Raw genomic sequence first — 24,508 nt, 5'->3', positions numbered from 1 at the left:
TGGAAGCCATGGTCTCCGACCTGGTCGCCCAGACCGTCGAGCAGAACTTCGGCAAGCAGTCGGGCTACGACCTGGGCCGCACCGCCAAGAAGGGTTACGAAGAGGGCAAGGAGGCCCTAAAGAATTCCGGTTCCACCTTCGGCGAGTCCCTGCGCGACGGCGCCGGCTCCCGCGCGGGGCGTGGCGCCCGCGACGGACTGACCAACAGCGGAAACGACGGCGGCGACGGCTCGTCGGACTCCGGCAACGACAGCTCGTCGAACTCCAACGATTCGTCGTCGAACGACAGCAGTTCCAACGACTCTTCGTCCAACGATTCGCCGTCGAACGATTCCTCGTCGTCGAACAACAACTCGTCGTCCAACGACAGCAGTTCGTCCAACAACTCCCCCAGCTCCTCCAGCTCCTCCAATTCGTCGAGCTCACCGAGCTCGTCCAACTCGTCATCGAACGACAGCAGTTCGTCGAGCAACTCCCCGAGTTCCAGTAGTTCGCCGAGTTCGAGCAGCGGCGACTCCGGGCGCAGGGCACCGGATATCGGCGGTCCGTCGTCCTCGTCTCCGTCGAGCGGTTCGGACAGCTCTTCGTCGAGCCCGTCCTCGTCGTCGAGCCCGTCCTCGTCGTCCGATGGCCCGTCGGCTTCGAGTTCGCCCTCCTCTTCCTCGAGTACGCCGTCCAACAGCAGCACGGACAGCACCGGCAGCCCGGACTCGTCGAACCCCTCGTCGTCCTCGCCCTCACCAAGCCGTGGCTCCGACTCGCCCAGCCCCTTCGACGTGGGCACCCAGGCCTACAACGAGAGCATCGGTCGTCCTCTGGGCGACGACTCGTCCACCCCTGACCCGTCTCCGGACTCGTCCGCGCCGTCCAACACGACGAGGCCGGACGTCGAGGGCGGACCGGTCCCCGACACCACCCCTGACTCCGCCCGTCCGGACAGCACACCGGACGCCCCGCCGAGCACGGCACCGGGCAACGAGCCGTCCATGCCCTCCAACTCCTCGCCCATCGAGGCCCCGGGCACCACGCCGGATGTCGATGGCTCCCCGGCGCCGGACAACACCCCGGACAGCGCTCGCCCGAGCCGCCCGGAAGGCGTCGACGTCCACACCCCGGAGCAGGGCACGTCGATCCCGGACCCGCGCAACACCGAGCCCGCGCCCATGCCGTCCCCGCCGCCGGAGACAGACCGCCCCGAGGCCGCACCGGCCCCGGCTCCCGACAACTCCCGCCCCGAACCGGGCGTGCACCAGGTCGACCGCGACTCGGTCACCACCATGCCCGCACCGGCCCAGGGCCCCATGCCGGGCGACTCCAACGACGGCAACAACAACGACAACCAGAACCAGGGCAGCGGCCGCGGATCCATGCCGAGCGGCGCCATGCCCGGCAACACGCCCACCGCACACCCCAGCCCCGGTCAGGGCCACGCGCCGACACCGTCAACACCGACCCCGCAAAACCCGGACGACGAAAACATGGGCCTCATGGGCGACGTCGCCACGGCGGCGCCCCCGGCCCCCGGTACGCAGCCCGGTGAGGCGGGCATCCCGCAGCAGGCGGCCCCGTCGTCCGCGACGCCCTCAACGTCGGCCCCGGGTGCCATGCCACCACCGGCGGCCGGCCCCATCCCGACGCAGGCGCCGGCGGCAGGCAGCCCCACGACGACACCGCGGGCCACCACGCCCAGCGCCACGACGCCGCGTACGGAACAGCCGAGCACCAGGCCCACGACGCCGTCGCGGGACACCCAGCAGAACCGTCCCGCATCGCCGCCGCGCACCGAGACGCCGCGCAGCGAGACACCGAGCCGGCCGACCACGCCGCCGCGCACTGACACACCGCGTACCGAAACGCCCAGCCGCCCCACCACACCACCACGCACTGACACGCCGCGTGCCGAGACTCCGCGCACCGAGACACCTGGGCGCCCGACCACGCCGCCCCGGGGCGAGCAGCCGACGAACCGTCCGACGGACAACCGTCCCACGAACCAGCAGTCACCGGCCGAGTCCCCCACTCCCACACCGAACGACCAGGGGATGCCGGCACCGAACAACCAACAGCCGGACAACCAACAGCCAGACCATCAGCAGCCGGACGCCACCAACCAGACGCCCGAGCAGAACCAGCAGCAGCCCCCCGCTGACGACAGCGCGCCCGAGCAACCCACGGCGCCTCCGCCTCCGCCCCAAGCGGACAACCTTTCGGACATCCGTAACGACCTGAACATCCCGCACGAAGGCCTGACCACACCCGACCCCGCCCACCAGCAGGACCTCGAGAACGCCCACCCGAGGAACCCCGACGGCACCCCGCAGGTGTACGCGGACCCGCGGCAAGGAAACTGGGCCGGTCTGCAGAACGACGGCGGCGTGGGGGTGCCGGGCCGGTCCAACAACTGCGCCGACTGCACCCGCTCGTTCCTCGAGACCTGGTTCGGCCGCCCGACGGTGTCCGCCCCGCGCACTTTGGACCAAAATGCGGACGGCAGCCTGAACACCTTCTCCGCGGAGCGCGATTCGGTCGACAACCAGACGCGTTGGGCCGGCGCACCCAGCACGTACGCGGGCAACGACCATCCCAACCCGTACGCACGTATCACCCACGAGCTGTCGCAGGCCGGGCATGGCTCAGCAGCCATGATCGGCGTCAGCTGGCCCGGCGGTGGCGGCCATGCCTTCGCCGCGGTCAACCACAACGGCCAGGTCCTGTTCGTCGACGCGCAAACAGGCCTCGTCAGCGAGAATCCGATTCACCTGGGCGCCCAAGAGGTCTTCTACACCCCGCTGGACGCCAATCGGAATCCGATCACTCCGTACTTCCTGACCCCGTCGACGCCTCAACCGTCCACTCAGAACACTCCGGACACCAACAACAGCTCGGGCCCGGACTCGTCGACGGATCAGTCAACACCCGACGCTCAGTCGGACGGATCTTCCAACACCTCGCCGTCCACTGACGAGGCGCCCTCCGACAACGACCACTCGACCGCAGAACAGAACGCGAACGACGGCAGCACCGACACGGCAACGCCGTCGACGACCCCGGAATCCTTCGCAACGCCGGAGACGACGCCGGCCCCCGAAACGACGCCGACCCCGGAGACGACGTCACCGCAGAACGAGGCCATCTCTCCGGACACGAACACCACCCAGGAGTCCAACCCGGACCAGGTATCCGTGACCGCCCCGGACACGGACTCCACCACGGACCGGGACTCGGAAACGACCCAGGACTCGGACGCGACGGACCAGGACGGCCCGCAGCCCGACACCGATCAGGACACGCAGGACAGCCAGGAATCCCAATCCGCGCAGGACTCCCTGGATTCCCAGGACTCCCCGGACACCGACGAGGTTCAGAACCCCCAAGACACCGACCAGCAACCGGAGTCGACGGAACCGGTCTTCCCGTCCACCGCAACGCGCCCCTCCGGCCCGCCGGACGGCTACGACGACCCCACCGACGCCGACAACCGCGCGCAGCAGGAAGGATTCCCACGCAACGAGGACGGCTCGTTCCAGCGGGCCCCTGACCCGCGCGAAGGCACCTGGCTCGACGACATCCGCGGCCAGAACCCGGACGAGTCCGGTCGCGACGTCAACTGCCCCGACGGGGCACTGGCGTTCGCCGATTCGTACGCGGGCAGCCCCACGGTCGCCGCCCGCCGCAGCCCGAACGAGGACGGCACCCCCGCCGATACCCCCGAGCCGGGCGGCCGCGACCGTATCGAGAACGCCCTGGGCGCCCAGTTCGACGACTTCGGCGACGGCCGCGACGCGTACAACAACCTGGAGACCACCCTCCTCAACGAAGGCCACGGCTCACAGGCCGTGATCATCACCCAGAACGCCGACGGTCGTGCCCACGCCTGGAACGTGGTCAACCACAACGGCCAGATCGTCTACGCCGACCCGCAGACGGGCCAGAGCAGCACCACCCCGCTCCACAACGGCAACAACGGCGTCTTCGCGATCCCGCTGGACGCCAACCGCCGGCCCATCCAGACCACCGGCCAACCCACCACACAGAACCAGAACCAGACCACACCTGCGCCCCACAGCCCGGCCGGTTCAGCCTCTCACTCCAACAACCCCAGCGCGGAAGCCACTCGCACACAGCGCAACCAGCGCCTTCCCGCCCCGGAAGCCGCGGACCAGAAGCATGCGAACCTCCCTCCGGACCAGGCGCAGCACGACCTTCGGGTCTCACACAACGTCCATCGCATCGGCCTGGACCCGGTCCAGGAACAGATGCGGCAGTGGGCCCAGCCCAAGGGCAAACCGCCCCGGTCGCCCTTGGCCAACGTACTTGGGGAGTCCATCGCTCGCCGCCAGGCGCACGCGCAGTCGGCACAGCAGGTACGTGCGGCCCGGCAGGACTACGACAGGGCTCTGAAGGAAGTCTCCGACGCCAAGGCAGAGCGGACCAGGGCGAAAAACGCCGAGAAGGGGGCAAAAACCGCCCAAGAGACGCAGGCAGCTCAGGACAGGCGGGCCGCGGCGGAGCAGCGGGTCGCCAATGCCGAGCAGGCTCTCCAGCCGGCCAAGGACGCCCACGCGGCCGCGATGGAGGCGCACCGGAACGTTCCGATGCCGTCGACGAACTTCACCGACAGTGATCTCCGGCACCATCTTGATCCCGCGTGGTCGCAGATGAACGACGGTCAGCGGTACGCCGCGATCGCCGCCATGGCGCGCATCAGCCAGTCCTTCCATGCCAACAACGCCGTCGGCGTGAACCCTGACCAGGCCGCGAACAACGACGCGTACGGCGACGGAAAGTTCCACGAATCAGCGGCTGCCTGGCGACGTGAACTCACATCACACCCGGACGGGACGAACCTTCGGGATGTCGAGGACCTCAAGCGGCTGGTCGAGGCGACGGAGGCCAATTCGCCCGACCTCTCCGGCAAGAACTACGCGGTCGTGGAAGTCTTCGACCCGGACACCAACGAAAGTCACTACATCGTCGATTCGTCGGTTCCCCCTGGTGTGGACGGCGCCAAATCGGCGCACTCCGAGTCCCACATTCTCAAGTGGATCGACCAACTCAACGAGAATCGGGCAGCTGGGCAGCAGTCCAAGGTCCAGATCAAGGGTCTCTTCACCGAACGTGAACCTTGTGGCCTGCCCACCACCAAAACCACTGATGCCGACGGCAACGTGTCCCATCACCCCACCGGCCACGCCAACTGCAGCAAGACAATCAAGAACTCCAAGGCGATGAACGGTGTTCCCGTCTACTACGGCACTACCTATCGAGCGGATCCGGACCTCAAGAAGCTGAAGGCGGCCGAGCCGGACAGGCCCCGCGATTTCCGCACGCCGAACCAGCAGATCCAGGACGCGGAGTTTCGCAAGCACCTGGCATTCGTCGATGAGTTGGCGCGAACCCTGGCCACCCAGAGGCAGACCCCGACTCCGCCTCAAGGCCCCGACCAGGACACACCGCCCACCCAGGCACCCCAGTCGGGCCCGTCCACCCCCACAGACCCCAGCCGTACACCCCCATCGGACCCGGCGGGTGCGGACCGACGTCCTCCGGCCGACCCGGCAGGCAAAAACCGCAGGCCCCCGACGGACTCCGCCGGCACACCCACCACCACCCCGACCGATAGCGAGCGCACACCTTCGGCAGACCCCGCGAACGTCAACTCCCCTGTGGAAAACGGGACTGCGGGCAACGGGACTGCGGACAACGGAACATCCGCGCCGGCGGACTCGCAGCGCTCAAACCGTGACGCTTCGCAGAAGGAGACCGAACTCGCGGACGCGGGAGAGACCCCGCGCCCCACCACCGCCGCCACGGGGGCGGGCGAGCAGGCCGGCGCCCCGAACCCATCCGCCGGCGAGCCTCGCGAGGGCTCACCCGCCTCGGACAACCAGCCGGAAAAGCGAGGCCGGTTCAAGCAGCTCTGGCAGTCCCTGACCCAGTCAGGCCCGGTCGAGCCCACCGAGATCACCACTGAGGTGGACCACCCGCAATTCGGCAACCACCAGAAGCTGCCGGAGCACCAGCCCGACCGTTACGGCACTCCGCTGGACCGACGCGACGGGACGCGCGTGCCACTGTTCGACGGGCCTCCATCGCGTGAGCAGACGCAGCAGGGTGAAATCGGTGACTGCGGCGTCATCGCCACCTTGGGCGCCATCGCGAGCAGGTACCCGGATCTCCTCCAGGACATGATCCGGGAGACGGAGGACGGCAACTACGAGGTCCGTTTCCATGAGGTGCGGCGCAACAAGTACGGCAACCAGGCTCCGACCGGGCGCATCCTGACCGTGCGGGTCACTCCCGACGTGCCCGTGTACAGCGACTTCCCGAGCATCACCGTCTACGCCGACGCCAACGACGTGGGGGTGGCCTGGCCGGCGATCATGGAGAAGGCCATCGCGGGCCTGGACCAGTTCTGGGACGACAAGGAGCGCGAGCACCTGTCGCAGTTCCCCCGCTACAAGGACTTCGACGGCAACCTGCTGACGGGCTACTCCCGTATCACCCAGGGCTCCACTTCGGGCGACCGTGCCGAGCTGCTCGCCCAGCTCACGGGACGTACGTCGGTGAACCACGATTTCCCGACGCAGTACGATATGCACGGCCGCAGCGCAGAAAAGCAACTCCTGGCCCACCTGCGGGAACTCACGGAAAGTGGCAGACCGGTCGTCATCGGCACCCGTTCCAGAGGCACGGGTGTGGAGAACAAGATAGAGAAGGGCCTCCTGAGTTCCCACGTTTACGAGATCGTCTCGATCGACGACAAGGGCCTGATTCAGTTGCGCAATCCGCATAACTGGAAGCATCCCCAGCCGCTGACCATCAAGGAATTCATGAAATACTGCAGCAACCAGTACACGTCTTTGGAGGATGAGAAGTGAGTAGTGCCGACACGATTCATCTATGGCACGGGATTCAGCGAAAGTCCAAGAACGCGAGGTTCGTAGTGATGGACATCTACAGGGAGTCCGACGCCTCGGTCAGGGTTCAGCTCGCGACCTTCGCCACCGAAGAGCAGGATCACACCCTCCGCGTTGGTGAGACCTTCCCCGTGGGCGACGAGACGTGGCAGCTCGCCGACTTGACGGGTTGGCCGAGCGAGGACGACTGGACCGTGGTGCTGCGCCGCGTCGCGTCTGCCCCAGCCTGAGAGCGCCACCGCCCACTTCTGCAGGCGACACCACCTGCCCGGGTCATGCGACAGCAATGGCCCAGGCCATTCGCGCGCGGCCACGCGTAGGGTCGAGGAGTCATCGCGCAACTGAGGAGGACCATGCCCGAGCCAACCACCGACACCTCCGGAATCCCCGAGGAAGAGGTCGCCGGTCGCGTCGGCGCATGGTGGCGTGAGGGTGGGCGCGGCGGTCAAGTGGCCTTCATTGCCCTTGCGGACAGCCACGACGCCTCGGCCGTCGTGCGGGAGATGCAAGAGCACGTGCCCGGCAGTGTTGTCGTCGACGCCATCGGTCTCACCGCCGAGCAGGTCATGCAGCAGGCCCTCACGGCGCTCGGAGTCGATCTGTCCGCGGACAAGCGGGACGACTGGCGTTTCGCGCTCGGCTCGTGGCCCGTGGAGCGGTTGCTGCTGGTCGTCAATGCCCACCGTGCCGGGCCGACACGGCGGTCGCACGAGGCCGAGCGGTTGGTGACCCGGACTCTCCGGGATTTGGCGCGTGGCAAGTTGGCCGTGATGGTCCATGTGGTTCCCCGGTTGCTGCCTACGAGGGCCGGCACCAAGGCGGTGTTCCGGGTTTCCGCGCCCGCCACCGAGCCGACGGTGGCGCCGGACTCGGCCGCCCTGCGGGCATTGGCCCTGGCCGAGCCCCGCCTCGTGCCTCTCCCCGTCTGGGCCCAACTTGTCACCGCGCTGACCGGTGAAGCGGCATCCGAAGACGAACTCACCGAATTCGCGAGGGCAGCGTCCGGAATTCTTCGTATCGGGCCACTCGGGGTTTCCTTCGTCGACGAGGGCCTGGCCGAGACCTTGCGCCGGGAGGCCGAACCCTCCGAACTCCTTCATGTCCATGGGCATTTGGTTGCTTGGCTGACGCGCTCGGCTCCAGACTTTCGCCACCCCGAGGGATGGGCCAAGCGTGGTGCTGTCGGCCTGTACGCGGCCACTGGGCTCGCCATGCATGCCGTACAGGCGCGAACGTACGACGAAGTTCTTCGGGACGGACGCGTCGTCGCCAATCTGCCGCAAACGGCACTCATGGACGCGGCACGCAGCATCACCTTCCTCATCCCCGGAAACACGGCCGCCGCCGACGCCATTCATCTGTGGAGCTGGGGTGTCACTCCGCGGCATCAGACGGAGTGGGCTTCGTGGCTGCACCTGATGGCGCTTTCACGCGACGATCTCGAGTTCGCGTCAGCGGTCGCCTCCTCTGGTGTGGCACTGCCCTGGCAGGCCAAGTGGGCGCATTGGCTGCCGCCGGGTGGCTATCACGCGCGCTTTCTGCAGGCGGGGAGATTCGCCGCCCTGTCGGAGGTGCGATGGCAGGGGCGACCCGCCATTGCCGCTTTGCAGCAGCGGACGGTGAACGAGGAAAAGCAGCCGTACGTCTCGATCTGGGACGTGGAGACGGGAGACCGGGTCGCAGGTTCTTGGGAGTACGACGAGATTCCGCAGGAGCATCGCACGGGTCTCACCTGGCCCGCGTCGTCCGGGAGCGGCTCCGCCGCGCCTGCTCGTGTTCGAGAGCTGTTCGCCGCGTCGTCCCCCCGACGGGACGACCGCGCTTTCATGCTGCCCTGCGCGCCGCTGGCCGTGGATGAAGTCGTAGTTTTCGCGGGCGACTTGGGACTGATCGCCATCAGGCCCGCGGACGGCGTGGACCTCTCCGGCTTCGGTGCCCGGCTGCTCCCCCTGAGCGGGGATTACACGGACGCGGGGCCGTGCAGTCCGATCGACGCGCCGGCACCGAGTCACGAGGAGCTCATCACAGTGTTCGGCGAGGACCTGCTCTATCCCATCGAGGTCGAGGACCTTCCCGACCGGCTCACCCATGCGGCGACGCGCGAACTCCTCCTTGATTTCGGTTTGCCCTACATGAACGAAGGGGCCATGGGGCTTTTCCCGTTCGGCAACTGGGAGATGGGAATTCTCGACGAACTGCCCTCCTGGCCCGAGGGAATCGAGCCCGTCCCCGAGAGCGGGCCCTTCTTCCAGATCGGCAAGTGGATGGGCGGCAAGCTCGTCGTCGACGGGCCCACCGGACACGTCCTGCGCGTTCCCACGGAGCCGGGTCAGGATCACCTCGCCGCCCTTCCCGTCGCGCATAGCCTTGACGTTTTCCTCACCATGGTCACGCTGTACGTCACCGGGTGGCGTACGCGGGACCTTGCGCCCCCGGCCAGTTCCGAGCGGGAGCAGGTCGCCTATTGGGTGCTGGGAGCGCTCGCTGAAGTCGACGAGGCGGGCGGTAAGCAGCCCGCCTGGTCGTACGTCCTCCACAACACGTGACGCCGACCACGTACATGCTGGACTTCCCAGGAAGCTCCGTTCGCCTCACCCGCGACATCGACGAGACCGACGACAGGCATATCGAACTGGCGGAGCTTGCACTCGGCGCACTGTTCACCCTGTCGCACGGACTCTGCATGCCCTGTCCCTGGAATTCGCGCGGCATCCTACTGGGACGACGAATTCGACATCCCGGTCAACGCGCCCTCCCCCGTGTCGGAATTCGCCATGCTTCGGCGTGGCTCCCTTCCTGATCAGGTGGAAGCGAAGCCGCATTGGCGCGGAGAGAGTGCCACTTCCGCGAAGCAGCTCGACCTCTCCACATCCCTTCGCTTCGTCAGGGACTTCCTCATCCCCACCCCGACGACGGAACGAACCTCTCACTTGGGTGGCGGTGGATCGAGATGAACGCAGCGATGGTGCGACTCCCCCCACGGCTTCCAGGAACGAGAGGGGAACATGGTGCCGGTCACGATCGGGAACGGCACCGTCAGCCATCCGACCGAGACGGCGAATGGTTTCGACTGGGTCTACGGCCCGAGAGGCCTCTCCGTGCTTCACGCCCCGTTCGAGTACCGACTTCACCGCGATCCGGGCCTGTTGAACTTCGACATCTCGATCTATTGGTCCATCTGGACCAAGGACGGCCCTGGTCGTGCTGACGTCACCGACGGAATCAATCTCCTGTTGGAGGACGGTTGGCAAGGCCAGTAGTCGGTGCGCCACGGACCACACCGCAATGTCAAGGATCACTCACGAAAAGGGAACTCGAAAAATTCATCAAGACCTATCTCGACCATGAACAGGCCTGCGATACCAGCGGAAAAGTACCTGTTTGAGAACGGCGAAGGGCAGCCGCTGCCACCCGAGTAGCAAACCTGGGGATGGCGGGCATGGATTTGCGAGGGCCAAGTGTCCAGCGAAAATGAGCGCTGCTACCTGGATTGGGGGGCTGCCCCGGGGAAGAGGTCGCCTTCGAGGAAGCCCTGGACGACGGTGACTACACGCGGGCCCAGTTCGACAAGTCCGGCACGCCCCTGTTCGCCGAATTCTACAATTCCGGCCACCTCTTCCACGTTGATTACTGGACGAACGACCCGGAGAGCGTCAGGAATGATCATCTGTTGCACCATCCTGGCATCCCCTTCGGGGTTCAGCTGATCGTCCAGCACATCGGAGATTACCGCTGGACCGTCTCGCACAGGTACGGGAGTTCAGGTGATCTTGTCGGATATCTGGTCCACTTGGAGCGAATCAACACCTACGATGCCGCACTGATGACGCTACAGATCGACCTTCAGCGGCAGCTGAGGGGAATCGAGAAGAATTGCTACGACAGCGACGGTCGACTGCGCTACATATTCGAGTACAACCCGGAGGGTGGCGTCGTGAGTATCCATGACTTGTCCGAGGGCAGCACTCTGCAACCGGCGCCGGCGCTTGACGCCGTTGACATGCCGGACTTCTACCGCGAGGGCTTCGCCCTGCCTGCGGGCCTCGACCGCTCATCGATCCCACTCCTCAGGAGCCCGAGTGACTGATCGGCCACGCCTTTCACTGGTTGGCAACTCGCTTGATGGACATCGTCACTGAAGGTTGTCCATTGCGCCTTCGGGTACATCGGGCGGCATCAGATCTCCTTCGCTGACGGTGTATGTCAGCGAGGGGTAGACGAAGTCCGTTTCTGTGTTCTCGCGGCGCCGCATTCGGAAGAAGTCGCGCCTCTGCTCTTCGTCGGCCGACGTGAGCCGCGTGCCCTGCGGCAGGTACGGGAGACCGCCGCTGAACCGGATAAAGGTCTTCGACGTACGAAACGTCACGCCCAGCCACTGGTTGTTCGCCGCCCGGTCGGGTGCGTCCAGCACGATCCTGTGCTTGAGCCGCCGGTTCGACGCTACGGAGAAGGCGACGATGCCGTGGTGGTCGAGAGGGATCTCGAGCTGCTCGCCACCGGGCTGCTTTGTTTCGAAGATCAGCTTCCTTGGCGGCCCGGACTCGGGGTACCGGTAGCAGGAGAAGACAGCGATGAATGAGTCTTCCGCCAGATCAAGGGCCTGGTCGGAGTGGCTGCCCATCCTCGTGTATGCGTTCGTGTACCGCTCGATGAGGGCGTTGTTGAAGCCGACCGGAAGTTCCGCACGTTCCTGGATCTGTTGCGCCAGCCGTTCGTGCACCGGCCTGAAACGCTGCGTCGCGCTGCCGTATTGAGCGGTGGTACGTACGAGAGGCACCCCACCGGATGTGTCGAGCTTCGTGAGTGCGGCGCCCTGCCGGCCTTTTCCTACATCTTCCCAGCGCACCGACGCGGACAGTTCCGCGAAGAGGTTCTCTTCAGTCGGCAGAGGACAGGAGAAGATTTCGTCTGAAATCCTAGGCTCGGGGGGCAATGTAGTCTCCCGTGTTCATGCTGAAGAGGAATGCGTCGCCGTAGTCGATGAAGGACGACGTCCTGTTCTCCTCGGCGTACAACCTGCGCAGCTCGTCCATGCCAGCCTCCGTGGGAGGCCCCAGCTGCGCCCGGCCGCCAGCTCCTCCCGCTGCCTTGAGGTAGGTGTGGCCGTCCTCATGCACGGCTTCGGCGCTTGAGCAGCGGACCACGTATCCCAGTCGGGTCGGGATCAGTTCGGCGTCCAACGCCGACGGCCGGATTTCGTGCGTATAGAGGCGGTTGGTGGACAGCGGCATGAAGAAGACGGAGCCGGGGTGGAGCGTCACGGTGAATTGCGCGGGGAACGAGACGTCGTCGCGTTCTTCGGCCGGGTCCTTGAGGCGGAAGTGGAGCCGGGTCAGACCGCTGACACTCTTCCTCCCGAAGTCGAAGGGGTCTTCGGCCAACGGCCGCAGGTGATCGAGCCGGTCGTAGAACGTGCAGAAGGCCATGATGCCGTTGACGGGCATGTCCTTGGTCTTGTCGGCATGCGCAGAGATCCGGGCCTTGGACTGCTTGCGCTCCGCCGTGGCAAGGGTGTTGTGGTAGATCTGGGCCAGGACGTGATTGAGCGGTGCCTGGTCCCGGAAGACAGTGGCAGCCTCGCGATTGAGATCCTCGACGATACGTGTGTCGGTGGGCCCGAAGTTCTCGGTGGGCCCCGAGAGATTCGTGGAGCACCGGAGCAGGCGGAAATGCAGCGCGTCTCCGTCTCGTGTGACGGGCGTCAGATAGATTCCGCTGCGCCGGGCCGTTCCCGGCTTGGTGGACTCTGTCAGGGACTGGAACGTATGCTCCGCACGGATACGGTCGAATTCGTCGAGGCCGGTTCCGAAGAAGCGTCGGTAATACACACCGACACCGTGTACGCGGAGGGGGACTCGGCCGAGGCCGAGAAGGGGCCACGGCGCGCCGACGCCCTCGTCGGAGTAGCCGTGTGCAAGCTCCCGGATGACGAACACCCGGGCGGCGGGCTGCAGTTGACGGTCGCTGATACCGGATATGTCGCCGCACAGGTAGACCGTCTTTTGTACGAGGTCGGGCGAAGCGGAGGCCAGGTCCTCGGGCGTGATGGTGGTCCCGAAGAAGTCCCTGACCCACTCCTGGTCTTGCACCGCAAACGGCGCGACCAAGATGTTGCTCGAATCATCAACGCGGGCTTCTGCGGCCTCTGTTGTGCCCATTCGACGCTACCTGCCATCCACGCTTGCGAGTAATCCTCCGGCGAGGAGAGCGAGGTGGCCAGTTCCTCCCCCGAAGAGCGAGAAGGTAGCCCGTTCATATCCTCGGCCCCCGGAACGCTAGCAGTCTGGCCGGGATCACGTCTCACGGATTCTCCGGCATGCAGTAGTTCCCCGGATGAGCCCCGATCCCCCTTCGACCGCATTGCCCCATTACCGTGATGGACTTCGGGAGCGGTGGGGACGAGGATGCGGCATGACGGTGGCATCGGTGAGCATTCCTGCGGAGGAAGTGCCCGGCCACGTGGGCGCATGGTGCCGTGGCGGTGGGCGGGGCGGCAGCGCCGCCTATATCGTCGCTCCGGTCGGCGGCAAGTGGATGGGGGGGCGAGATCGTCATCGACGGGCCCACCGGGCACATCCTGCGCGTTCCGACCGGCCCCGACGAGGAGCACCTGGCCGGGCTGCCCGCCGCACGCGACCTGGAGAGCTTCCTCACCAAGGTCGCGTTGTACGTCACCGGACTGCGTACGCGGAGCATGCTGCCCCGGTCAATTCCGAGCAATGGGAGATTCCCTACTGGGTCCTGGGAGCGCTGAGCGAAGGCGACGAGGCGGGCGGTGAGCAGCCCGCCTGGTCGTACGTACTCCAGAACTCGTGACGCCGATCAGCTCGTGACGCCGATCAGTCGGAGAGGCGTGCGACGACGCGTCTCAGCCCTTCCTGGCAGTTGACCCCCGTCTGGAGCGCCTTCCAGGCCTGGGCTACCTGTACCTCGGACAGGTCGGGAAGGGTCTCGTCGATCCGTGTACGCAGGTCAGGCATGGGCCTCGTGCCGATCAGGTCCTCGGGGCGCATCGTGGCCATCAGCCCTTCGACCGCCGGACGATCGGCCTGGATCGGAAGGTCGGCCAGGACCAGTGCGACCACGTCCACCGCCGCGAACTCCCGCGCCGCCGCCTCGTCCTTGAGCAGCTCGTCGACGGCCCCGCCGACGTGCACGAAGGGGGCGAGCACGCGCACGAGATCGTTCAGGTCGAGGCCTGCGCGCAGACGTGCGCGTTGGCGGTCCAGCCAGACGCGCAGCACCTCACGGCCCAGAGGCGTGCGGCAGATGCCGGGGGTGCTCTGCCAGCTGTCGAGTTCGGTGGCGTGATGCGGGCGGTAGTAACGGTGATACGAGATCCCTGCCTCCGGTAGCCCCTCCAGCTCGAGTTCGCTGTCGAGCCCGCCGCGCAGCTCGCGGGCGAAGCGCGGGTCTGCGAGCAGCCAGGTCAGGTGCGGGCGCCGGTGGACGAGCATGTGGGCGGCGCCCGGACTGCCCAGTTCCGGCGGGGGGTCCGCCAACGGGACCCCGTGCTCGAGGAGTTCGTCCGCCAGGTCGAGCGGGATGAGGGCCCGCCTGCGGTCGGACGCGGGATCGGGATAGGGCAGGCGCACCGGGACGGCGTCGGCCGCCAGGCGCGGGGCCAGGCGCACCGCCAGGTCGTACAGCTCGTCACTCCGCGCACGCCACGTCGGTTCGCTCGCCAGCCAGTCGTGCAGCAGGCGGGCGGCCTCACCGGCGGGGAGCCCCGGCCGCTCGCCGGTCAACAGGGCCAGGGCACCGCTGCGTCGGAGCAGCGACAGCCAGTCCTCCGCGCTGTTCACGTCGTCGGGGATCAGCCGCAGTACGTCGTGCACCGTGTCCGGGCGTCGCTCGACCAGCAGCTCCAGGGCCTTCCCCTTCAGGGCGTCGACCCAGAACTTGTTCACGTCGCCCGCGCACAGTCCGATCTTCGGCACGATGTCCCCGAGCAGTGCGGCCACTTCGGACTCGGGATTCGCTCCCGCCGCCCGAGCCACCTTGCGCAGATCCGCGGCCATGCCCGGATACAGGTCGTGGGGCGTGTGTACGCGCCGTACGAGTACGTCGCGGAATCGCCGGAGTTGGTCCGGCGAGACCACCGCGCCTCGGGGAGCCAGTTCCTTGGCACGCGCACGTACCGCCCCGCTGGCCAGCGCTCCATGGTCCGCGAAGGTGGCGTATCGGGCGTCGAGCCATCGCTCGTCGGGCTTGGTGTGGTGCTCACGTTCGGCGTTCCTGGCTCGCGTGAAGTACCCGGTGGCGTACTCCTTGCGCTTTCCGCCCTCCTTCAGGCACATGTCGGCGAGTTCGTCGAGGAAGGCGGGGAGGAACCTGGGTGCCGTCGCGGCCAGGTTCTCCAAGTCGTTGTCCAGGATGGACTTGTAGAGACTTGGGCTGCCCCAGAGGCTCCAGCCGAAGGCGTAGGCAGCCTCCAGGGCCTCCTGCTCCTGGCCGGGGTACGCCACCATCAGCCGCTCAGGGAAGGGGAGTTCACTGTCCCCGGTGTCCCCCGGAGCCCGAATGCCGGTCGCGAACGTGTCCGTCAGCTCCCATTCCTCCTGCGACGCCAGCAGCGCGTCCCAGTGGTATGCTAAGGGGGCGGCCTTCATGAGGAGCGTCATGGTGTGGCCGTCGGGGTGGACGTACGTCCGCGCGATCAGCGCCGCCTCGTCCTCGTCGGCATCCGATGCGGGCAGGTCTGCCGCCAGGTCGACGCCGGCGTCATCGAGTGTCTCGCGCCACACGGCGTCGGACTCGGCGAGGGCCAGGGGCACGCGCGTGCCCGCGGTAGCCCAGGCTTCGGCCTGCACGCGCGCGTCCCTCCGGTGTTTCGTGAGCGCCCGCCGCAGCCGGTACAGCCGGCGTACGCCTTCGGTGTCCGCAAGCCGGTCCGGTACCTGTTGAAGCTTCTTGCCTCGTGGATTGCGGTAGACGACCCGGAAGTCGTCGTCCAACTCGGCGGTGTAACCGTCCACTTCGTAGCGCCCGCTCATGTTCCGGTACTGCCTCCCCGTCCCGACTGTCACGGCCGTCCTCATCCGCGTACGCCTGTACCAACTTCCCGCACATGCTCTCAGGCTGGGCCAGTCGCGACGCGGCGCAGCATCACGATCCAGTCGTCCTCGCTCGGCCAACCCGTCAAGTCGGTGAGCTGCCGTGTCAACACGTGGACGTGTACGTACGCGAAGAGGCGCGGCGCGTTCTCAGCAACGCTCCGCGCCTCCTAGGCGAATGGGGCCGATCAGAACAACCCGTGCCACATCTGCTCGACGATCACCGACCACCAGTTCCTCGGGTCGTCCAGGGCCGACGCGTCGATGGCGACGAGCTGTTCCTGGAAGTCGGCGACGGCGCTGCCCGCCATGATCGGGTCGAGCGCGATCATCTCCTCGCGCGTGGTGTGCAGGAGCGCGAGGGAGCGGGCGAAGGCGGACACCGAGGCGTTGACGCGGCGGCCCGCGCCGCTTTCCGGAGTGACGGCCCAGAGCTGGCCGACCGGCTCACCCTCCAGATCGGACCCCGTGCACTGGACGGTGATCAGAGCGACCCCGTCGGTGCCGATCCTGACGTGCCCCTCCAGGAACGCGAGGGAGTCGGCGCTCGCCTGGGAGCCGACCTCGCGCAGATGCGCGGCGGCATTACCGAACAGGCCGCCCGGAAGCTCCGACTCCGGGCTGTCGGCCGTGAAGAAGAACGGGATGTCGGTCGGAAGCCCGGCCCATGTCAGTGTGGCCTTGGTGGCCTCGGGGAGCGGGGTGCCCGCCACGTCGTCGGCGTCGTAGCGACGTACGCCGTCAGCGCCGAAGGCCTCCGTCAGCTCGCGGCCCAGGGCAACATCGCGGAGCGGCTCGGCCGGCTCGACGTCGGTCGGCACCGGCGCGCGGTGAGGCCGTGGCGGCGGCTGCTGTCCCGCGATCTGGTGCATCATCTCGACGTGCTGGAGCAGCCCGGCGATCGCCTCGGCGCGCTCCTCGCCCCGCAGGCCGTACTCCTGCGTGCAGGAGAACCGGGCGTTGGGGTGGACACGGCCGATCAGCCGGCCCGGGTACCCGCCGGGGAGCAGGCTGGAGCTGAGGTCGGTGTGGATCGCGACCACGTTCTGCGCGGGGACGCCGAGGCTCTGGATCTCCGCCATGGCCTGGAACTCGGAGTGCGGCAGACCGGGGGCGGAGTTCTTGAAGAGGCACGTCTCCTCGCCGGTGCGCGGGTCGATGTAGGTGATGACCGTGGTGTTGCCGGGGCCGGTGACCGGCGGCTGCGCGGGCGGCGCGGCCTCCTGGCCGCCGCCGTGCTTTTGCTGATACATCCGCACGACCTCCTCGACCGGCACGGACGGCCAGGTGCTCAGCTCGCCGGTGCGGCGGTCGACCACACCGCAGGAGTGGCCGATCGTGGCCGGCGGCCGGCGCTTGCCCGTTACCGGGTCACGCTCGATCGGCGGAGCCGCGGCCCACACCACCCAGCCCAGATCGAACTCCTGCATCCGCACCTCACGGCGCTCCTGTCCCTCGGGGTTGAGCCACCCCTCGGCGGTCGCGAGCGCCTGCTCCTGGCTGATCACGGGATCTCCCTTCGGGTCTTCGGGCGGACGGGGCCGGTGCGGCCGGGGTCGGTGCGGCCGGGGTCGGTGCCGGGCGAGCTCCGCGGCCCTCGTCCGAGTGGGCCTGAGTGCAGGCGGTCTGATGCGGGCGCCTTCAAGAGGCTTCGGGCCCGTAAGGCTAACGGTCTGCGCCGGGTGGGTGTCAGGCGGCCGGGTGGGCATCGGGCCCGGGGGCCTGTGCGGGCTCCGGCTCGGCTGCCCGCGGGTCGGGTACGTCGGGTTCGGAGCGCCGATCAGTCGCCGTATGGGGCGTATCGGGCTGCGCCGGGCGGATCCGCAGCGCCTTCACACCGCTTTCCGTGGCAACAAGGAGGATGCCGTCGGAGGAGAGGTCGGTTCCCGTGAAGGGCGTGGCGGAGATCAGGGCCGTGACGATCTTCTCGTCGCCCTTATGCTCGCCGCGACGCCAGACGCGTACATAGTCGGCGCCGCGGCTGAACCCGAGCGGCCCCGTGGCACGCTCGTCTTCCGAGGGGCGCAGGATCTGGGTCGGGTCGGCAGCGATGACGGAGCCGGTGGCGAGGTCCTGCACCAGCACGGCAGGGGCCTTGGGATCGTCGGCCTTCAACGGGCTTGAACCCGGGGTGCCTTGAGGCACCACGCTTACGGCGACCGCGAGCGGGGCCGACTCCGGAGGCTCCTGCTTCGCAGGAGCCTCCGCGGCGCTGTCCGACGCGGCCGCGGACGGGGGCAGTTTGCCGACGGTCACGGCGTCGGCCCCGGCGACCGGGACGCTCCACAGGGTGTGCCAGGGAAGGTCGGGCACCATGCGGCGCAACACCGCCGCGTACTCCGGCAGTCCGTCTTCGACGAACGCGGTCTCCAGGAGCGCCGCTCGAAGGACGGCGGGTGCCTCGGTGCGGGTGAGCAGCGGGGCCGTACGCAGATATGTGCGCGCCGGTGCGTCCAACTGCTCCGGGGGTACGGCCTCCACCGCGGCGCGCAACCGCACCGGCTCGGCGTGGGCGAACAGGCCGGGGTCGGTGAGGAGCCGGGGAAGCAAGCCGGCCTCCAGGGTGTGTCCCGCGATGTGATCGCGAACGTACGCCCCTGCCTTCGCCCAGTCCTGATTGGGTACGGCATCCAGCAACTCCATGGCGATACGCGCCTGAGCGCCCGGAACATCCGGAATGCCTGCCCGAACGGCCTCGCCGATGCCCGGGTGCTGCAATCCAAGGAGCGTCCGCTCGTCCTCGGGGATGCCTTCGCCGGCCCTCTCGATGGGGCGGATGAAGGGGGCGACGAGCAGCATGCCCCGCGCCATGTCCTCGCTCATGTCCCGCTCGGCGACGGCGGAGGCGAGCGGGGTCAGCAGATGCACGGGCAGGCCGTCGCCCTCGGCAAGGGCGAGCGGCGCGAGGATCTGCCGCAGGGTGCGGGGGTGGGTGTCAAGTCGCTCGGCGTGCAGATCGAGCACTTCGCCGACGCTGCCGGGCAGTTGGCTCGCATCCGCCGGGTCGAACCCCTCCGGGTGCATCAGGATCGACTGCACGGCGAGGTGCACGGTCAGGCGGCTGCCCGCGCCGTCTCCCGCGTGCCGGGCGATCACCTCGGCGAGCGCGCGTCGAGCGTCAGGCTCGGTCGTGAAGGGCAGCTCCGGGGCGCCGAATTGGGGATTGAGCAGCGCGTCGGCCTGCAGCACAAGCCCTTCGGGGTCGGCCCACTCGGGTGCGTCGAGGTCGATGATCTGGGCCACGCCGGGCGGCAGGCCCTCGGCGAGCTCGACGGCGAACTCCTGGGGCACGTCGGCGAGAAGGCGTACGGAATCGACGGCGGCGAGGGGCTTCAGCACGTCCCGCACCACGCGCGCGGGCTCACCCGTCCCCCGCACCGGACCGGCCCGATCCACATCCGGCACCACGATCGTCACCGGCCGCCCGGACAACGGGAGTTGACCGAGTTCGGGGAAGATGTCGGCGGTGCGGGTCGCGGACAACTCGTAGTGATCTGCGAGCAGCCACAGGGTCTGCGCTGCCGTCAGCCCGGCGACGCTCGGCACCGCGGGTGCGGGCAAGTCCGGAGGCACGGTCGCCGGATCGAGCGCGTCCAGCTCAAGCCCCTGGCGATGCTCCGGGTCGCAGAGCATCAGGAACCCCGTGAGCAGCCGCGAACACCCGGTGCCCGGGCTTCCGGTCAGGATGACGACCCGAGGCGCGCCCGGCCGCTCCATCCGCCACGCGGTGAGCGCGCGCAGCGCGGCATTGCGCCCCCCGATGTAGGGGTGGGGCTCATGGGCCTTGGTCTGTTCTGGGGCCTGGGTCGGGCTGGTCATTGTCTCCCCGTTGTCCTGTCCGTCCGGCACCGTCAAGTCGTGTTGACCGTACGCCGTTCATCCTAGGGGCGTCGCACGAGGTGAATCGCACCCCGACCGCCGCTTGTTACCCGGCACGGGGTGCCTCCGATCACCCCGTGAAACTCTCGTACCCGCATCATGCCGCACCCCACTGACAACGCGCCTGACCTGCCCTGATTCGCCCAAGGACCTTCATGAGCAGCCCCATCGCGGCGAGTGAGAGCAGCCCTCGCGACGGGACGATCCCCCTCGCCCAGTACCCAGCCGAATGTCCCTGAGAAGTCCCTGGGCACCCGGAATGCCTCGGACGGACCATGAAACCGCAGGTCAGAGCGGTAGCCCCGCACACTGACGGCATGTACGAGGAGTACAAGGAGCCGCTCTACGCCGCTCCCCCGCTGCTGCAGCGGATGGTCGACGCGGGCCGGCTGGGCCGCAAGTCGGGCTCGGGCTTCTACTCGTACTGAGCATCCGCTGTGCCCTGAGCGTCTTCTTCGCCGGGGTAGTCCGCCCGCCGCTCGGGGGAATATCGGCGGGCGGACACCGGGCCGGCGGGCGCCCGTCCACCGGCATCGGCCCCCGTGGCACCTCACGAGTCAACTCCAGTGCGGGCGGCTGCGGCAGCGTGTGAACCGGCCCGGTCGGTGTGTCCGGTTCACACCCCGTGCGAACGGCCGCGCACCACACCCGTCCGGTCACTCGGCGTCACTTCACACGGGGTGTGTTCTGGTGACCCGCATATTCCTCCCGCACACCTCCCGCCTTTCGCCGCAGGGCAGTTGACTGATGCGGGTACGGACAACGAAGTCGTTCGCAAAGGAATGAGGAGCGGACCGTGACCGCCCACCCTGAAACCGAACCGGTGACCGCCGACTTAGCGGAGCTGAGGCGCTGCCTCGATGTACGCACCGCCCGGGTCGACGGACAGCTCGCGCTGCATGCCCAGCGCTCCGAACAGAACGCGCGTGACGCGGACGAACTGCAGGCCCGCGTCACGCGGTTGGAGAACGGCCGCTGGCCACTGCCCTCCGTTGCCGCGCTCACGGGGCTCGCGGCGTTGGTGGTAGCACTGTGGCAGGCCATGGGCCGATGACCACCGGCCGACCGGACCGGCGAACTCCCGTCAGCCCAGCCGGATGTGATGCAGCATCAGGAGTGCGGCGGCCATATTGGCGGCCGGTACCTCCCCTCTCGCCACCATGTCCGGCACCAGCTTGAGCGACACCCACTCCCGCCGGTCGGACTCGAAGTCGTCCTGCGGCCGGCCGACATAGTGGCCCTGGTCGGACCAGTAGATGTGATGCCGGGCATCGGTGAGGCCGTTGGACGGCTCCACCGACAGAAGATGCCGGAGGGGGCCGGGGCGCCACCCGGTCTCCTCCTCCATCTCCCGGGCGGCCGCGGCCGCGAGGTCCTCGCCGTCCTCGACGACCCCGGCCGCCAGCTCCCAGCCCCAGGCGTCCGTGATGAACCGGTGCCGCCACAGCAACAGCACCTCATTGGCCTCATTGACCACTGTGGCCACGGCGACCGGCCGCATACGGATCAGATAGTGATCCAGATGACGGCCATCGGGGAGTTCCACATCGGCGAGATTGACCCGGAACCAGGGATTCGCGTAGACGGGCTTTTCGCTGAGATTGTTCCAACGCACGTAACTGCCACCTTCCGCTGTTGAGCCGGCAAGGTGACACGAGCCCGGTCAGGGCGGGTCCTACGCCCTACAGCGGAACGCGCAACACCTCGTCGATGAGATCGGCAGCCTCGTCGGTCGCGGAGCTCCCGGTCTCCGCCAGATGCTCGCGCACCGCCCGCAGCCGGTCCCGCAGCCGTTGCGACTCCATGCCCCGAGCCTGCTCCGTCATCTGCGCGGCATTGGCCACCGCCCGGTCCGCATCACCTTGGCGCAGCTCGATATGGGTGAGCATGGCCAGCCGGTGGACCCGGCCGCGGTCGTGTGCGGGAGTGCCGACGGCGGCGTCCGCCTGCTCGCGCGCGGCCCGCAGGTCACCGAGACTGAGCAGCGCCTCCGCGACCTGTACGTTCACCAGGCCCGGCTGCACATAGCCCGTCTCATCGGGCTCCAGACCGGGCCGGATGCGCTCCGCGGCCGCCTCCGCGCGCCGGATGCAGGCCAGCGCGCCGGCGCCGTCACCGAGCCGGGCGTAGGACTTGGCCTGCATCGCGTAGAGGTCCGCGGAGAGCGCCGGGGTGATCTGCGGGCCCGCGGCCCGCAGCGCGGCCTCCGCGAAGGCGACCGCCTGGCGGTATTCCCGTACGAAGAGGGACTGATTGACCAGCAGCGCGATCACATAGGCGCCGAGGCCCCGGTCCCCGCTGGCCTTGGCCAGCCGCAGCGCCTGATGGAAGTAGCGCTGGGCCAGCCCGAGAGCGTCCGAGTCGTACGCGCAGATACCGGCGACGGCGACCAGTCCGCCGGTGGCCCGGTGGAGCTGACGTCCCGTCGCGTCGGTGTAGCTGCCCCGCAGCAGCGGCGCCGCCTCGGTGTTGAGGAAACCCACGATGCGTGCTCTGGTCGCGATACCACCCGCCTTCCGGTACATCTGCTCGTAGTGCGACCGTGCCGCGCGCAGCACCTCGATGTCGGCCATGCCGACCCGGGTCAGCCCGTCGCGCGAGACGTCGGAGTCCTCGGGAGGGTTCTCCCACTCCCATACGGGGATGACCGCCGAGGTGCCGGTGAGCGCGGGCGCGGACAGGACGTGCGGCCGCTGCTGCTCGTCGGACCGCCACAGGGCGGTGGCACGCTCGACGAAGCCGGACAGCGGGGTGTCGGAGGCGCGGCGCAGGCCCGGCCGGCTGAGCCCGATGTCGTCGAGCCCGACGGCGCGGTGCAGCCGCTGGCCGAGGATCTCGCAGATCAGGTCGGGCACCTGGCCGCGCGGTCGTTGCCCCTTCAGCCAGCGGGCCACCGCGGTGTGTTCGTACCGCAGGGCGAGGCCGCGGCGGCGGCCGAGCTGGTTGATGCGCGCGGCGAGCCCGGCGTGTGAGATGCCGGCTTCGTCGAGGATCGCGTCGAGCAGGGTGTTGGGCTCCATGCCGGCCTCCCGGTGAGCCGGGCCGGCCGCGGGCCGGCGACTCGTGGCCTTGTCGACTTACGGACTCCGTGAGATGTACTGACCCCGTGAGCTCAGCGTAATGAACCACGCTTCACACGGGGTGTGAAGGGAGCCCGCGAACAGGCGTATTCCGTAGGGTGGTTGAGGCCGCGGGCCGGTGCCGGGGGCCGAGCCTCCCCGCTATTCCGCCCGCCCCGCCTCCACACAGCCCGGTTCGGCCACACAGCCCGGTTCGGCGTGCCGGCCGGGCGCCGCCTGGGCGGGCACCCGCAGCCGGTCGTTGCACAGCATCAGCAGCGCGACATCGTCGGTCAGCCGCCCGCCGGCATGCCGCAGCAGCGCCTTCCGTACGTCCTCGACCACCCCGGACGGCGAGGGGCCCAGCCGCGCCGCGGGCGCCTCGACGCTGCTGCGCAGTTCCTGGGTCAGCGGGAAGAACTCGCCCGCGGCGTCCCGCGCGTCGGCCGCGCCGTCGGTGTGCAGAAACAGCCCCTCACCAGGCCCCAACTGCCCGCAGCAGACCGCGGTCAGCTCGTCGGGCAGCGGGAAGAGACCGAGCGGCGGCAGCGGCTCCGCGGGCGCGACCGGGTCCACCGCCCGACCGCCGATGCGGTACGGCCATGGGTGCCCGCAGTTCAGCGCCGTGACGGAGCCGTCCCGGGCGACCTCCAGCAGCAGCACCGTCACGAATTCCTCCGCGAGCGGGCTCATCGGGCCGGGCAGCTCCGCACCGCCGGCCACCGGATGCTCTGCCCGCGCCCGTTCCCGCAGATGCCGCTGGTGCGAGCGCTCCAACCGCCTTAGCACACCGCCCAGTTCGGGCTCGTCGTACACCACCTCGCGGAAGCTGCCGAGCATCGCCGCGACCGTTCCTATGGCCTCCAGGCCGTGGCCGCGCACATCGCCGATCACCGCCCGGACGCCGTGCGGGGTCCCGACGACCTCGTAGAGGTCACCGCCGACCGCGGCGCCCTCACTGGCGGAGAGATGGTCGGCGGCCAGCACCACCCCGTCGATACGGGGCGGCAGCGGCCGCAGCACCAGCCGTTGGGCGGCGTCGGCGATCTCGCGGGTACGCTCCAGCTCCCGTACCAGCCGCAGCCGCCGCCCGGCCGTCAGATAGCTGGCGCAGATCACCGTGAGGATCGCGCCGCAGGTCATCGCCCGGGTGGCGGGCCCGGCTTCCGGCGCCGGCCCGCCGAGCGGTACGAGCGCGAGCAGCGCGCACAGCCCGCCGAGCAGCACACACTGCCGGCGCCCGGTGCCCGCACAGGCGATGGCCGGGGCGGCGGCGAGGAGTTGCAGCAGCTGTCCGCTGGTCGGGCGGCTCAGCTCCCAGGCCGCCACGCCGAGCACCCAGAGGCCGGGCAGGACGAGGACAAAGATCCGCCGGGCGCGTGCCACACCCGCACGTGCTCCGCCCCTCGCCCAGGTTCGGATCATGCCGATGGTCCCCCTAGCCGGTGGTCCCCCCATGGGGCATTGGGCGGTCGGCCCGGCACTTCCCGCGGTCAACGGGGCCGCATCGACCGCAAACGATTCTTACGGTGTATGTGTCTTCACGTCGTGACGATGCGTGCCCGACCACACGATTGAGTGATGGTGTGCGGAT

16 protein-coding genes and 1 pseudogene are annotated in these 24,508 nt (G+C 68.5%); 8 read left to right on the top strand and 9 right to left on the bottom strand.

From position 1 onward, the window contains the following. Window positions 1–94: 94 nt before the first annotated feature. Entirely contained in the window at window positions 95–784 is a 690-nt protein-coding gene (locus AB0I10_RS08215; protein WP_363151520.1) for a hypothetical protein, read from the bottom strand. Between AB0I10_RS08215 and AB0I10_RS08210 the strand changes: the two genes are divergently transcribed. The 5 genes from AB0I10_RS08210 (at window position 777) to AB0I10_RS08190 (ending at window position 11,007) form a co-directional block, all read left to right on the top strand. Continuing rightward, the gene (locus AB0I10_RS08210; RefSeq protein ID WP_363151519.1) at window positions 777–6,881 is read left to right on the top strand and encodes a toxin glutamine deamidase domain-containing protein; all 6,105 of its coding nucleotides are present in this window, start codon (window positions 777–779) and stop codon (window positions 6,879–6,881) included. The two genes, AB0I10_RS08215 and AB0I10_RS08210, sit on opposite strands and share 8 nt — an antisense overlap. Further along, window positions 6,878–7,150, top strand: coding sequence for a DUF6406 domain-containing protein (locus AB0I10_RS08205; RefSeq protein WP_363151518.1), 273 nt, complete (start codon window positions 6,878–6,880; stop codon window positions 7,148–7,150). The genes AB0I10_RS08210 and AB0I10_RS08205 overlap by 4 nt, the downstream gene beginning before the upstream one ends. Window positions 7,151–7,273: 123 nt before the next feature. Continuing rightward, window positions 7,274–9,466 (top strand): SUKH-4 family immunity protein, encoded by a 2,193-nt coding sequence (locus tag AB0I10_RS08200; RefSeq protein ID WP_363151517.1) that lies wholly within the window; start codon window positions 7,274–7,276, stop codon window positions 9,464–9,466. Between the two features lie 459 nt (window positions 9,467–9,925). Beyond that, on the top strand, window positions 9,926–10,180 hold the full coding sequence (locus AB0I10_RS08195) for a hypothetical protein (RefSeq protein WP_363151516.1): 255 nt from the start codon (window positions 9,926–9,928) through the stop codon (window positions 10,178–10,180). Between the two features lie 230 nt (window positions 10,181–10,410). Next, window positions 10,411–11,007, top strand: a complete 597-nt coding sequence (locus AB0I10_RS08190; protein ID WP_363151515.1) for a hypothetical protein — start codon at window positions 10,411–10,413, stop codon at window positions 11,005–11,007. A 45-nt stretch (window positions 11,008–11,052) separates the two neighbouring features. Here the strand turns inward: AB0I10_RS08190 and AB0I10_RS08185 are convergent, their stop codons facing one another. Both AB0I10_RS08185 and AB0I10_RS08180 read right to left on the bottom strand, forming a co-directional pair. Continuing rightward, on the bottom strand, window positions 11,053–11,853 hold the full coding sequence (locus AB0I10_RS08185) for a hypothetical protein (protein ID WP_363151514.1): 801 nt from the start codon (window positions 11,851–11,853) through the stop codon (window positions 11,053–11,055). Then, window positions 11,837–13,078, bottom strand: a complete 1,242-nt coding sequence (locus AB0I10_RS08180; RefSeq protein ID WP_363151513.1) for a hypothetical protein — start codon at window positions 13,076–13,078, stop codon at window positions 11,837–11,839. Before AB0I10_RS08180 ends, AB0I10_RS08185 begins: the two co-directional genes overlap by 17 nt. Window positions 13,079–13,401: 323 nt before the next feature. Between AB0I10_RS08180 and AB0I10_RS08175 the strand changes: the two genes are divergently transcribed. After that, a complete protein-coding gene (locus AB0I10_RS08175; protein ID WP_363151512.1) occupies window positions 13,402–13,674 on the top strand; it encodes a hypothetical protein in 273 nt (90 codons plus the stop codon). Between the two features lie 85 nt (window positions 13,675–13,759). On the opposite strand, the gene AB0I10_RS08170 is transcribed toward AB0I10_RS08175, so the two are convergent. The 3 genes from AB0I10_RS08170 to AB0I10_RS08160 all read right to left on the bottom strand — a co-directional run bounded on the left by AB0I10_RS08170 (window position 13,760) and on the right by AB0I10_RS08160 (window position 19,795). After that, window positions 13,760–15,916, bottom strand: a complete 2,157-nt coding sequence (locus AB0I10_RS08170; protein WP_363151511.1) for a hypothetical protein — start codon at window positions 15,914–15,916, stop codon at window positions 13,760–13,762. 248 nt (window positions 15,917–16,164) lie between these two features. Next, complete coding sequence (locus AB0I10_RS08165; RefSeq protein WP_363151510.1) at window positions 16,165–17,484, bottom strand: SUKH-4 family immunity protein; 1,320 nt, start codon at window positions 17,482–17,484, stop codon at window positions 16,165–16,167. Between the two features lie 181 nt (window positions 17,485–17,665). Further along, complete coding sequence (locus AB0I10_RS08160) at window positions 17,666–19,795, bottom strand: ATP-binding protein (RefSeq protein ID WP_363151509.1); 2,130 nt, start codon at window positions 19,793–19,795, stop codon at window positions 17,666–17,668. Between the two features lie 377 nt (window positions 19,796–20,172). Here AB0I10_RS08160 and AB0I10_RS08155 point away from each other — a divergent pair. Next, a pseudogene (locus AB0I10_RS08155) lies at window positions 20,173–20,283 on the top strand (3-hydroxyacyl-CoA dehydrogenase family protein); the annotation flags it as partial. Between the two features lie 368 nt (window positions 20,284–20,651). Then, complete coding sequence (locus tag AB0I10_RS08150) at window positions 20,652–20,909, top strand: hypothetical protein (protein WP_363151508.1); 258 nt, start codon at window positions 20,652–20,654, stop codon at window positions 20,907–20,909. Window positions 20,910–20,939: 30 nt separating this feature from the next. Here AB0I10_RS08150 and AB0I10_RS08145 read toward each other — a convergent pair whose 3' ends face one another. From AB0I10_RS08145 to AB0I10_RS08135, 3 genes are all read right to left on the bottom strand, one after another. Continuing rightward, window positions 20,940–21,470, bottom strand: coding sequence for an NUDIX domain-containing protein (locus AB0I10_RS08145; protein ID WP_363151507.1), 531 nt, complete (start codon window positions 21,468–21,470; stop codon window positions 20,940–20,942). 67 nt (window positions 21,471–21,537) lie between these two features. Continuing rightward, window positions 21,538–22,875 (bottom strand): transcriptional regulator, encoded by a 1,338-nt coding sequence (locus AB0I10_RS08140; protein WP_363151506.1) that lies wholly within the window; start codon window positions 22,873–22,875, stop codon window positions 21,538–21,540. A gap of 201 nt (window positions 22,876–23,076) precedes the next feature. Continuing rightward, window positions 23,077–24,339, bottom strand: coding sequence for a PP2C family protein-serine/threonine phosphatase (locus AB0I10_RS08135; protein WP_363151505.1), 1,263 nt, complete (start codon window positions 24,337–24,339; stop codon window positions 23,077–23,079). Window positions 24,340–24,508 lie beyond the last annotated feature (169 nt).

Origin of the sequence: Streptomyces sp. NPDC050636, from assembly GCF_040654775.1 — a bacterium.
Lineage (GTDB): Bacteria > Actinomycetota > Actinomycetes > Streptomycetales > Streptomycetaceae > Streptomyces.
This window is presented reverse-complemented; position numbering and strand designations above follow the sequence as displayed.